6 protein-coding genes, 1 pseudogene and 1 riboswitch are annotated in these 12,742 nt (G+C 65.7%); of the genes and pseudogenes, 2 read left to right on the top strand and 5 right to left on the bottom strand.

Annotated features, from left to right (window positions below; translation table 11 throughout):
* Positions 1 to 79 precede the first annotated feature (79 nt).
* Complete coding sequence (locus ACI2JH_RS10675; RefSeq protein ID WP_101098185.1) at positions 80 to 1,207, top strand: HDOD domain-containing protein; 1,128 nt, start codon at positions 80 to 82, stop codon at positions 1,205 to 1,207.
* A 302-nt stretch (positions 1,208 to 1,509) separates the two neighbouring features.
* Here ACI2JH_RS10675 and ACI2JH_RS10680 read toward each other — a convergent pair whose 3' ends face one another.
* The 5 genes and pseudogenes from ACI2JH_RS10680 to thiC all read right to left on the bottom strand — a co-directional run.
* Positions 1,510 to 4,347, bottom strand: a complete 2,838-nt coding sequence (locus ACI2JH_RS10680; protein ID WP_182657579.1) for a TonB-dependent receptor — start codon at positions 4,345 to 4,347, stop codon at positions 1,510 to 1,512.
* A 48-nt stretch (positions 4,348 to 4,395) separates the two neighbouring features.
* Entirely contained in the window at positions 4,396 to 5,295 is a 900-nt protein-coding gene (locus ACI2JH_RS10685) for a helix-turn-helix transcriptional regulator (RefSeq protein ID WP_057509181.1), read from the bottom strand.
* Positions 5,296 to 5,420: 125 nt separating this feature from the next.
* Entirely contained in the window at positions 5,421 to 7,799 is a 2,379-nt protein-coding gene (locus ACI2JH_RS10690; protein WP_404736161.1) for a winged helix-turn-helix domain-containing protein, read from the bottom strand.
* A 251-nt stretch (positions 7,800 to 8,050) separates the two neighbouring features.
* On the bottom strand, positions 8,051 to 8,728 hold the full coding sequence (locus tag ACI2JH_RS10695; protein WP_182657577.1) for an ion channel: 678 nt from the start codon (positions 8,726 to 8,728) through the stop codon (positions 8,051 to 8,053).
* Between the two features lie 126 nt (positions 8,729 to 8,854).
* Positions 8,855 to 10,621 (bottom strand): annotated as a pseudogene (gene thiC, locus ACI2JH_RS10700) (phosphomethylpyrimidine synthase ThiC); the annotation flags it as partial.
* Positions 10,622 to 10,701: 80 nt separating this feature from the next.
* Positions 10,702 to 10,803, bottom strand: a riboswitch (TPP riboswitch).
* Positions 10,804 to 11,004: 201 nt separating this feature from the next.
* Between thiC and ACI2JH_RS10705 the strand changes: the two are divergent.
* Positions 11,005 to 12,582 carry a BCCT family transporter gene (locus ACI2JH_RS10705; RefSeq protein WP_404736162.1) on the top strand — a complete coding sequence of 526 codons (1,578 nt, stop codon included), beginning with the start codon at positions 11,005 to 11,007 and terminating at the stop codon, positions 12,580 to 12,582.
* Positions 12,583 to 12,742 lie beyond the last annotated feature (160 nt).

Below are 12,742 nucleotides of genomic sequence, written 5' to 3' on the forward strand. Positions count from 1 at the left end.
TCTCGTCACGCCGAATCGGTTAAATTGCGACACTTCACATCGACCATGGCCGTGCCATGGTCCGCAAGGGGAACGTGTCGTGCGCATTCTGTTTGTTGGGGACGAAGCCAGCCTGCCGGCTGAGCTGAGCGAATTCATTGCCGATCTTGGGGAAGAATGGCATACCACCACCGTTGTCGACGGCCATGCCGCGATGGCGGCCGTAGCGGCATCATCGCTGGATGCGGTGATCGTCAGCCCTTACCTGCCGGACATGGATGCCACCACGCTGCTGGGGCAGATCCGCACCCTGCGCCCGGAAACCATCCGCGTGGCGCTGATCGATGCCCAGCAGGGCAACCGCCCGCCGCCGGCGCGCTTGATCGGCATCGCCCATCGTTTCCTGCCGCTGCCGCTGGCGCCGGAGGTGCTGCTTGAGGCGCTGAGCAGCCTGGAAGAGCTGCGCGAACTGCTGGACAGCCCGCGCCTGCGCGATGCCATCGGCCGCATCGAGAAGCTGCCTTCCCCGCCGCATCTCTACATGAGCCTGACCCGCGCGCTGGAACGTGACGACGACGCCGACAGCAACGAGGTCGCCAAGCTGGTGGCGGCCGACCCGGCGATCGCCGCCAAGGTGCTGCAGCTGTCCAACTCGGCCTTCTTCAGCAGCGGCCGCACCATCTCCGACCTGCGTACGGCGGTGACCCGCCTGGGCCTGTCCACGCTGCGTGACCTGGTTCTGGCCAGCGAGGTCTTTTCCGCCTCCACGCTGTCGGCGGCCGAACGCAATGCGCTGCAGCAGCGCGCGCTGCTCGCTTCGCGGCTTGCCGCGCGCCTGTTGCCGGCATCCAGCGCCGAACTGGGATCCACCGCTGCGCTGCTGGCCGACATCGGCCTGTTGCTGCCGGGGGTACGCAACGAACGCACTGAACCGGCCGCTGCAGGCACCGACGATGGCCGTCCGGGACATGCCGAAGCGGGCGCTTATCTGCTCGGCTTGTGGGGCCTGCCGATGCCGATCGTGGAGGCGGTCGGCTTCCACCTGCAGCCGCAGCGCTCGAACACCCGCAGTTTCTGGGTGACCGGCGCGGTGCACGTGGCGCTGGCACTGGTCAACGGCGAAGCGGTGGACGAAGACTACCTGCAGCGCGCCAACGTGCTGCACAAGCTGCCGGAATGGCGCGAGCACGCCAATGCGTTGATGGGATTGTCACCGGCGGACGCCTGATCGCCATCGCGGAAGGCTGAGGCCCGCGTTGTCATTGGGTAGGCGGGACGGGGTGACTGTGCAGGATACGCCGCAAGTAAGTCCCTGTAAGCTCGCTTTTCGCATCCATGCGAGAAGACGGTTCCTGCACAGTCACCCCGCCCCGCCTTCGACACGCCTGCGGTGGTCGGCGGAGCGTGTCAGGGGACATGACAGGCAACCGCCCAGCATGGCTCGGCGCTACCGGTTTCCTTCGCAGACAAAGAAAAGGGGCGGACCTTGCGGTCCGCCCCTTTTCACTTACGCATCAGTGCTTCGATGGATCAGAAGCGCTGGGTGTACTTCATGTAGAGGAAGCGACCGACATCGAAACCGCCGTAGTAGGCGAAGGCGCTGTTCGGAGCCGAGTACTGCAATGCGCCGCGGTGGTCGAACACGTTGTTCGCGCCAACTGCGATGGTGGCGTCCCACGGTGCGGTGTAGCTGACCTGCAGATCGTGGAAGGTGTTCGAACCGGTCTTGCGGATCGGCGCTGCTTCACCATTCTGGTAACGATCCGGATCGGTGCAGCCGATGTCGATGCAGTCTTCGGCCATGCCCGAGTAGTAACGCGCGGTCCAGTTGACGCCGAAGTCACCCTTGGTCCAACCCACGGTGGCGTTGGAACGGACGCGGAACAGGCCCGGAGTACCGACCTGACCGATGGTGATGGTGTCACCGGCGCTGTTCTGGCCTTCTTCATCGTAGGAGGACAGGTAGCTGGTCTGCCAGTCGATGCTGAAGTTACCGATCGCCATTTCCGGCAGACGATACTTCACACCCAGGTCGTAGCCCTGCGTTTCCACCTTGCCCAGGTTGGCGGTGCCGTAGGTCAGCGCGGTGATGTTGCCGGCCGGACCACGAACCACGCTGGCGCAACGCGAGGAATTGCCGAGCACGTAGCAGTCACGCAGGATGCGGTCGACGCTGTCGGCGATGATCATGTCGCTGATTTCGTACTTGTACCAATCCAGCGAGATGTCCAGGCCCTGCACCCAACGCGGGCTCCAGACCAGACCTGCGGTCGTGCTCTTGGAGGTTTCCGGGCTCAGGTTCGGATTGGCACCCGAGATGAACTGGTCGTTGGTCGCACACGGCAGGGTGGTGCAGGGATTGCCGCCCTGGCCCAGCTGCACGTAGTTGGCCGGCACGCCGGCGGCGGAGCAGGCAGCATTGCCGGCAACACTGCCCGGCGCGGTGACACCGCACGGATCGATGTAGCGTTCAAAGCTCGAGCTCAGGCCACCGTACAGATCGCTGATCGTCGGAGCGCGGAAGCCCTCGGCGTAGGTACCACGGACCAGCAGTTCGTCGATCGGACGCCAGGTCACGCCGAACTTGCTGTTGAGGGTGTCGCCGAAGTTGCTGTAATCCGAGTAACGGGTCGCCATGTTCAGCGACAGTTCCTTGGCGAACGGCATATCCGAGAGGATCGGCACGTTCAGCTCGAGATAGGCCTCGTTCAGGTCGTACTCGCCGCGGGTCGGCTTCTGGCCCAGACCGGTCGACATGCCCGACTGTGCGAAGGCGTCCGGCACGTAGCTGCCTTCTTCCTTGCGGTGCTCCACGCCCACGGCGAAGCCGAGGTCACCGGCCGGCATGGTCACGATGGAACCAGCCAGGTTGGCGGTGAAGCTGGTGGTCTTGGTCTCACCACGGGTGGTGTAGGTCGGGAACAGGAATTCCTGCAGCGCCGGGTCAGCCAGCGAGCCCTGGCCTGCAACGCCGTTCGGCAGCAGCGGGTTCCACGGACGGCAGTCGCCCACGATCGGGTCTGCAGCGGTGCCGCAGGTCGCGACGCCAGCGCTGTTGATGAATGACGGGCCCAGGGCCTGCTCGGTGGCGATCAGGCTGGCATCACCACGCTGGGTGACGATCGACTCGTTGCGGTTCCACAGCGCGCCGACGTCCCAGTCGAAGGTCTTGCCGGCGAAGTCGAAGAAGCCGCTGATGGTCGGCGCGAAGCGCGTGGTCTTCAGCTGGCTTTCGGTGGTGCGCGGCACTTCCCACAGGCGGCGGCGGAAGTCGATGTCCTGGCCGAGCGGGTTGAAGGCGCTGTCAGCCGACAGCGGGGTGAGGAAGCTGCGCGACTGGTACGGATAACCGGCGATCTGCTGGAACGTGTTGCGCTCGTTGTACAGCAGGTCGGTATTGAGGCTGATCGAGTCGGTGAAGTCGTAGGTGCCGTTGATGTAGACGGACTTGCGCTCCACGCCGGTCAGCGCGGTCATCTGCTGATTGGCGTTGGCCCACTCATTCTGGGTCAGCGGGTGGTAATCGGCCGCATTCAGCGGATCGCCACCAGCGTTCAGGGTCTGCCACACGGCCGAGGCGCTGCCGCAGTTGTAGATGGTCGGGTTGCACCAGCTGCCGTTCTGGCTCAGTGCGCTCCAGGACGCCGGGGTCGAGTTCGGACCCAGGTTGCCGTCCTTGCTGTACCAACGGTCCTTGGCGAAGACCGGATCGGCCTTGTTGTATTCAGCCGACAGGGTCAGGCTGCCGCGCTCGCCGGTAGCACCCAGGGTCATCGAGTACTGTTCGGTGTTGCCGTCACCTTCGCCGTACTGCCCGAAGTAGGCGGTGGCTTCGCCACCTTCCACGTTCTTGCGGGTAATCACGTTGACCACGGCGGCGATCGCGTCGGAACCGTAGATGGCGGACGCGCCATCCTTCAGCACTTCGATGCGCTCGACGGCGCCCATCGGGATCTGGCTCAGATCCTGCAGGCCCGAGGTGGTCGCGCCCAGGCGCTTGCCGTTCATCAGCACCAGGGTGCGCTCAGCGCCCAGGTTGCGGATGTCGACATAGTAGCCGCCCACGTTCTCACCCGAAGCCAGCGACTCCGAACGGGAGATCGCCGGGGAACCGGCCGAGGTCAGGTTGTTCAGCACGTCGGCGACCGAAGAGAAGCCCTGCTTTTCCAGGCTCTCGCGGCTCAGCGTCAGGATCGGCTGCTGGGTTTCAACGTTGGCCGCGCGGATGCGCGAGCCGGTGACCGAGATGCGATCCAGGTCGGTGGTGCCTGCTGCGGCGTCCTGCGCCGAGGCGAAGCTCGGGCTCAGCGCCAGCGCAATGCCGGCCGGCAGCATGCCCAGCCGCACGGCGGGGGTACGGAAATTCATGTCTCTCTCCAAGGTACGTTAGTGGCGTGTTAAAAACGCCATCAAACGTTACGATTGTGTTGCGATCCTTGGTTTGCGTGATGCAGCGAGAGACTTTGCCGAGTGTGGCGACAGCTTGGCGGCGCTTTCACGATAATGCGACGCAGACGTGCCGAAACGGGCACGGAATGCCCTGGCGAAGCTGCAGCAGTTGTCAAAGCCACTGGCAGAAGCGACTTCGCCGATCATCATGTCGGTATCGCGCAGCAGGTCGGCCGCGCGCTCCAGCCGCAGCCGTGCCGACAGTGCCTGCGGGCTTTCTTCGTACAGGCTCTGGAAGGTCTTGGACAGGTACCAGCTGGAGAAGTTGGTCAGTTCGGCCAGTTCGCCGATGCGCACCACGCGGTGGCTGTTGCCTTCCAGATACAGGCGGGCGCGCTGCATGCGACCGAACACCTGGCGCTTGCGGCTGCGCGAGCGGCCCGGGCAACGCTGCACGGTGCCGGCCATCGTGCGCTGCAGCGATGCAAGGTGCAGCAGCATCGGGCGCAGCGCCTGCGCCGGCAGGCCACTGTCCAGCGCATCGCGCCACAGGCGCAGGGCAACCCGCAGCTCGGCCTGCTTCATCAGGCCACGGCCGGCATACAGGCCGCAATCGGCAAGTTCCATCAACATGCGCATGGCATCGGCATTCAGCGCCAGGCCGATGCACAGGCCACTGCGGCCGGCCTGGACCAGCGGACGCGATTCCTTCTCGAAGGCGATCCACTCCCCACGGCGCATCCGGAAGCGACCCTCCTTGGCCTCCACCCACGCACTGCCGCGGACCTGGATCCACACGGTGAAGCAGCTGCCGGCGGTCTGCAGGCTGCCCAGCCGGGCCACGCTCAGGCAGATCGGCGTCGCGTCATCGGGCGACTTGTCGAGGGAGATCGTTTGACCGCGATCGGCCAGGGAGAGCTGACGCATGGAGCACCACGTATTTACCAATACAGGGTGTCCGTTTTGCCAAATCAGGCGTCAGCGGTCAGGACGTTGCGACGACTTCGCGACGAAATCGACACGATGTCCGCACGAAAAACTTACGAAACCATTTATGGCTTTATTTTCAATGAGTTGACGAAAGCAGGGAAGACTTCTGCCGGGCGTTCGGGCAGCGCCATCACGCCGATGTCGGCACCGTCGGACACGGCGAGCGACACATACACGTCATTCCCGTCAACGCTGCTGCTCAATCCATTGCCGGCACTGAGCCGAGACGCATCCAGGCAACGCGAAACCGCCTCGACGCCATCGGCGATGCGCAGCAGGCCGGAGCTGCACTGGCTGGATTCATCCAGATAGTCGACGCGGCCGCCGCCGGCCACCGACCATGCCCGGTAGCGCCAGCGCGAGGGCTTGTCGGCGCTCAGCTGCTGGACGCTGGCCGGCGACAGTGATGCATCCACCGACCACAGTCCACTGGCGCCCAGCTGGGTGAAGACCACGCGTCGCCGCTCACTGTCAAAGCGCGCCTGGGACACGCCGTACAAGGTCGCCAGTCGCTGCCAGTCGCGCCGGTCGTACAGACTCATGCGGGTGCGCTGGTCGTCGCCCCGCTCTATGACCAGCAAACGATCCGGATCATCCAGGTACAAGGCCTGCAATGGGCGCGCCACCGGCACCGGCACCACGCTCAGCTGTTCATCGCGCGGAGTTATCTCGTAGATGTGGGGCTCGCCCTGGTCATCACGGCCCAGTACCAGCAGGTGGCGGCTGTCGGCCGACCATGCCGGTGGCTGCCGGGTATCCGGCCGCAGTCCCTCGATGGGGCGCAGGGATTGCGGCTGCTGCAGGTCGGCCCACCACAGGGCGTAGCTGCCGGAACGGTCTGAAGCGAACACCATCTGCCGGTCGTCCGGTGCCAGCATGGGCTGGCTGTCGCGGCCGCTGGAGGCGAACAGCCGCTGTGCCCGCGCAGGGTCCTTCACAGGCACCTTGTACAGCCCGAACTGTGCCTTGCGATGGACGAAGGCCAGGAAGTTCGTCGAGCGCGCCACCGCCGGCCACTGTGCGTCGTCCAGGCCGAGGTCGCGCAGCGTGCGTGCCTCGGTGTCCAGCTGGTACAGGCGCGCTTCGCTGTCCACCCGGCGACCGAACACGATCTGCCGGCTGTCACCCAGCCAGGCCCAGCCACGGAACTCGGCCGCGTCGTCGGTCAGCTGCTCAAGCGGCCCGCCTTCGGCCGGCATCCGCCACAGGTCACCGACCTGCGGGTTGCGCACGAACACCAGCCAGCGCCCGTCCGGGGAAATACGCGGGGCGTAATCGAAGTCGTCCTTGTGCGCGGCATAGGTCAACGCACGCCACCGCCCGCTGGCAAGGTCCAGTACCCGGATCCCGCGGTGGGCGTAGGTGCCCACCATGCTGCCGAACACCAGCCCGCTGCCGTCCGGCGTCCAGTCGAAACTGAGCAGTTCGGTACCGTCGCAGCGCGTGGCCTCGCGCACGTTGCCGCCGGTCGCGCTGGCGATCAGCACTTCGCAGCGACCATCGCCGGAGAAGCGCGCGAAGGCGATCTCGCGGCCGTCCGGGGACCAGTTCGGGAAGCGGTCCACCGCCCCGTCCGGACGGTCCACCAGATTGCGCGCCGGCGCGTTGCCGGAGGTCTGCACCTTGATCTGGCCGCTGCCGTCTTCTTCACTGGCTTCGTACGCTACCTGCGAGCCATCCGGCGACAGCGTGGGATAGGTTTCAAAGCCCGCACTGGCGGTGATGAGTCGATACGGGCGCTGCGGACTGCCGATCACCCGCGTGCCGTTTTCCACCGCCGCGTCGACTGCCGAGGGTGACGTATCCCGATGCAGCAGCAGCCAGGCCATCACGCCCAGCGCCAGCAGCATGGACAGACCCACGCCCAGCAGCACCCAGCGCCGGACGCGTCGCCAGGCACTGCGGGGCCGTATCGGCGCCAGCAGCAGGGGCTCGGGGGGCGTGTGGGTGGCGCCCATCTCCGTGTCCATGTGCATGGCCAGGTCCACGTGGTTGTCTGCGTCTACGTCCACATCCCTGCCAGCGGGCGGCTGCACCGGCGGCGGCGTTGGCGCTTCGCCCGCCGGCAGGGCGGACCGTTCAACCAGGTCCACCGCAGTCACCGCTACCCGCAGGCGGTAGCCGGTCTTGGCGATCGTCTCGATGTAGGCAGGACCGTCCTCGCTGTCGGCGGTGAAGGCCTTGCGCAGCTGGGTCACGGCCTGGGTCAGCACATCATTGGTGGGAAGCGTGTCCGGCCACACCTCGGCGAACAGCTCATCCCGGGTCACCACGCGCCCATTGCTGCGGACGAGCACGCGCAGCACGCCCACCGCCTTCGGGGTGAGCCTGCGAAGTCGCCGCGCGCCGGGCACCTGCACTTCACGTGACGACAAGGTCACGGTGCATTCGCCGATGCGCAGGATATCTGCATCATGGAAAGGGCTGTTGCTGATGGTCATCTATCTCGAACGCGGGCGGCAGGCGGGATGCCAGCCAGGCGCGCGTGAATGACCGGGAGGTGCAATCGCGAACAGCCAGACTCTGCAAACAGCATGAACCCATAACGCAAATGAATCGAAGCGCGCGAATACTAGCCTATGAGAGTTAACCGCACATGCTGCGGCGGACATCAGGCACTCTCTCGCCCACGTATTCAGATAATCAGTTTCACTCTTCGCGCCTTCCGGGGCGCGATTTTTTTATCTGCCATTCATTTTTGTCGGTGCTCAAGCATGGTCAGGCCGACCAGTCGCGATACCACCAGGGCCACGTACATGACCCCGCAGAACTGCGCCAGCATTACCAATGCGCGTGCCTGGGGGTGCACCGGCACCACGTCGCTGAGCCCCACCCCGGACAGTAAGCTGAAGCTGAGATAAAGCAGCTCCATCCAAGTGCGGAATTCTGCATCGCTGGTGGCCAGGAAACTCCCTGGATACCACTGCTGGCAGACCGAAAACGCAAACGCGAACGCCCACGCGAGCAGGGTAAAGGTGGCGCCTGCAGCAAACAGTTCGTCGCGGGTGACTTTATGGTCCTGCAGCATGTAGGCGATCAACGCACCGGCGGTATAGAAGTACAGCAGGCTTTCCAGCAGCTGCGCCGTGGTACCCAACCCGGTCTTGCCCAACAGCACCGCGGCGATGGAAAACACCACCGAGGGAATGGCCAGCAACAACGCAAGCCAGGTGCCCAGCGGGCTGCGCTGCACCACCCACAGGGCGAGCCCGAGCACGGCGATGCCGAAGGTGCCCACTGCCGCCCGCCCCGCCGCGGTGTCATCCATTGCCGGATACACCAGCACGCCCAGCAACTGCACCGCCAGCAACCAGGCGGAGGGATGGCGACGGGCGATGGCGAGCCAGCGCAGGGTGGGCGGGATGGGCATGGCGCGGCCTTGGGAAACGATGGGCGGAGGATACCGGGGGCGAGCGTGACGACCAACGGTCGTCACCCACCAGGACCGTTGGTCGTCACCTGCCAGCGGCTACGGTTGTCCGTCCCCTACCCGCCCGCGGACCTCCTGGCTGATCTTCATCGAACAGAACTGTGGCCCGCACATCGAGCAGAAATGGGCGCTCTTGTGTGCGTCCTTCGGCAGGGTCTGGTCGTGCAGCTCCCGGGCCTTTTCAGGATCCAGGCCGAGGTGGAACTGGTCTTCCCAGCGGAACTCGAAACGGGCCTTGCTGAGCGCGTTGTCGCGCACCTGCGCGCCGGGGTGGCCCTTGGCCAGGTCCGAGGCGTGGGCGGCGATGCGATAGGCCATGATGCCGTCGCGCACGTCCTGCCGGTCCGGCAGGCCCAGGTGTTCCTTGGGGGTGACGTAGCAGAGCATCGCCGTGCCGTACCAGCCGATCATCGCCGCGCCGATCGCACTGGTGATGTGGTCGTAGCCCGGCGCGATGTCGGTGGTCAGCGGCCCCAGGGTATAGAACGGCGCCTCGCCGCATTCGCGCAGCTGCTTGTCCATGTTCTCCTTGATGAGGTGCATCGGCACGTGGCCCGGCCCCTCCACCATCACCTGCACGTCGTGCTGCCAGGCCACCTTGGTCAGTTCGCCGAGGGTTTCCAGTTCGGCGAACTGCGCCGCGTCGTTCGCATCGGCGATGCAGCCCGGGCGCAATCCGTCGCCCAGCGAGAACGTCACGTCGTAGGCCTTCATGATTTCGCAGATGTCCTCGAAATGCGCATGCAGGAAATTCTCCCTGCGATGCGCCATGCACCATTTGGCCAGGATGCTGCCGCCGCGCGAGACGATGCCGGTCATCCGGCTCGCTGTCAGCGGCACGTGCGCGGCCCGCACCCCCGCGTGCACGGTGAAGTAATCCACGCCCTGTTCGGCCTGTTCGACCAAGGTATCGCGGTACACCTCCCAACTGAGGTCTTCGGCACGACCGCCGACCTTTTCCAGCGCCTGGTAGATCGGCACGGTACCGATCGGCACCGGTGAGTTGCGGATGATCCACTCGCGGGTTTCGTGGATGTGTTTGCCGGTGGACAGGTCCATCACCGTATCGCCGCCCCAGCGGATCGCCCAGACCAGTTTCTCCACTTCTTCGGCGATGCCCGAGGACACCGCGCTGTTGCCGATGTTGGCGTTGATCTTGGTCAGGAAGTTGCGGCCGATGATCATCGGCTCGCTTTCTGGATGGTTGATGTTGTTGGGGAGTACCGCCCGGCCACGTGCGATCTCGCTTCGCACGAATTCCGGCGTGATGACGCGCGGGATGGCAGCACCGAAGGACTGCCCCGGATGCTGCTGCAGCAGTCCGGCATCGAGCACCGCATGCAGGCGCTGGTTCTCGCGGATGGCGACGAACTCCATCTCCGGGGTGATGACGCCCTGGCGGGCGTAGTGCATCTGGGTCACGTTGGCGCCGGCATGCGCGCGACGGGGCGGGTTGCGCGCCGGGAACCGCACCGCGGCCAGCCGGGCATCGCGTTCGCGCGAGCGACCAAACACCGATCCCGGCCCGCCCTGCAGTCCCGTGTCGGCGCGTTCTTCGATCCAGCCCCGGCGCAGCGCCGGCAGGCCCACCGCCAGCTCGATCCGCGCCATTGGATCGGTATAGGGGCCCGAGCTGTCATAGACCGCCAACGCGGCATTGTCGCCGCCGCCGAACGCGTCCGGGGTGGGGCTGAGCGCGATTTCGCGCATCGGCACCTGCAGGTCGGGCCGGGAACCGGCCACATGCACCTTGCGCGATCCCGGGATCGGCCGGGTGACGGTTTCGGAAAGCTGCTGCACCTGCCGCTGCAGGTCATCGTACTGTGCGTTCATCGGGCTTCGTCCAGTCAGGTTCGGGGACGAAGCGGCGGTGCGCCGACGCACGCACGCCGACCCCGGGAGGGCCCACGCACGGACGGCATTGCAAAGCTTCCCTACGCCGGTATGAGCCGGATCAGGTTCCAAGGGACTATCTCAACCACGGCCAGTTCGCCGCGGTACCCCCGCTTCAGCGCGCATTAGAACACACCACCGCTGTCGCGGACGACACACTGACGAGTCCATGACGCCACGCTGGGTAACATCACCCAGCGCACTGTCGCGCCTGCTCCTGCAGGCATGCGGCCGTCCGCCGTCCTCCGCCCTGCTGGCATTGCCCGGCATCGCACCGCAAGCTTCTGCTCGCTCCCTCATTCGCTGATCGGAGAAGCCCCTCCATGGTGTTTCGAATTTCCATCGCACTGGTCGCTGTCCTGGTGCTGCTCGCCGGGCTCGCACCGGACTCCTTCAACGCCGTCGTACAGGCCGTGCTGGCCGAGGTGGTCCGCGGCGCTGGCTGGCTGTACCTGCTGGTCGTGTTCCTTGCGCTGACCTTCCTGCTGTACCTGGCGTTCGGACGCTTCGCCAACCTGCGCATCGGTGGCGAAGATGCCGAGCCGGACTTCTCCCGCGCCAGCTGGATGTCGATGCTGTTCGCCGCTGGCATGGGCATCGGTCTGGTGTTCTGGGGCGCGGCCGAGCCCGTTTCGCATTTCGTCAAACCGCCGGAAGGGCTGGAACCCATGGGCATGGACGCGGCGCGTGCCTCGATGCGCTATGCCTTCTTCCATTGGGGCCCGCATCCATGGGCGGTGTACGCGTTGATCGGCCTGGCCATGGCCTGGTTCCAGTTCAACCGCAACGGCCGCGGCCTGGTCAGCGACATGCTGCAGCCGATCATCGGCCGACACCATCGCGGCTGGATCGGCCACGCGGTCAACATCTCCGCCGTGGTGGCGACCGCGGTCGGCGTGGCCACCACGCTGGGCTTCGGCACCATCCAGATCGCGGCGGGTCTGGAGCGGGTGTTCGGCATTCCCTCCAGCGTACCGACCCAGATGGTGATCATCGCGGTGGCGTTCGTGCTGTACATGGCATCGACCCTGAGCGGGGTGGAGCGCGGGGTCAAATGGCTGTCCAACTTCAACCTCGGCCTGGCTGCGTTGCTGTTGGCCATGGTGCTGGTGCTGGGTCCGACCGGCTTCATCTTCGACACTTTCACCACCACGCTGGGGTCCTACCTCAACCAGCTGGTGACGATGAGCCTGCGCATGTCGCCGTTTTCCGGCAGCACGTGGGTGGCCGACTGGACCATCTTCTACTGGGCGTGGTGGATTGCCTGGGCACCGTTCGTGGGGTCGTTCATCGCGCGCATCTCGCGAGGGCGCAGCGTGCGGGAGTTCGTGATCGGCGTGGTCATCGCGCCCACCGTGCTGGGCTTCGTCTGGTTCTCCGTATTTGGGGGCACCGCGCTGTGGTCGCAGTTGTTCGGCCATGTCGATCTGGTGGCCGCGCTGGGCAATGGCTACGAAACGGTGCTGTTCACCATGTTCGACAGCCTGCCCTTCCCGCTGCTGCTGGCCAGCGTCGCGCTGGTGCTGCTGATGATCTTCTTCGTGACCTCTGCCGATTCGGCAGTACTGGTGTTGGCCAGCATGTCCACCGATGAGGCCGGTGACCCGCCGCCGAAGCGCAAGCTGGCGTGGGGCGTGGGGGTTGCGCTGATCGCGGCGGCCTTGTTGCTGGCCGGCGGGCTGTCCGCGCTGCAGGGCATGATCACCATCGCCGCGCTGCCCTTCGCCGTGCTGATGATCCTGGTGATGGTGTCGTTGTACCGCGTGCTGGACCAGGAATGGACACGCGAGCGGCGCAAGGCGCAGCGCGCGCGGCAGATGATCGAGGCGTGGATCGAACGCGAGATGGCGGCGCAGGAAGAGACGCGGCTGGAAGCAGAGAACGCGGCTGAGCGCGACTGATGTGTGTGGTGGGTTGCCGGGCTGCGCCCGGCGGCCCGCTTCGAAGCAACGTCAACGTCAAAAGCTGCAGGGCTGTGTGTGGGCGGGGCGGGGGGGGGGTGGGGGGGAAACCCGGTAATCCGGGAAATTGGGGGGCCCAAACCCAAAAAACCGGTGTTGG

The organism is Stenotrophomonas sp. NPDC078853 (assembly GCF_044901215.1).
Classification (GTDB): domain Bacteria; phylum Pseudomonadota; class Gammaproteobacteria; order Xanthomonadales; family Xanthomonadaceae; genus Stenotrophomonas; species Stenotrophomonas lacuserhaii.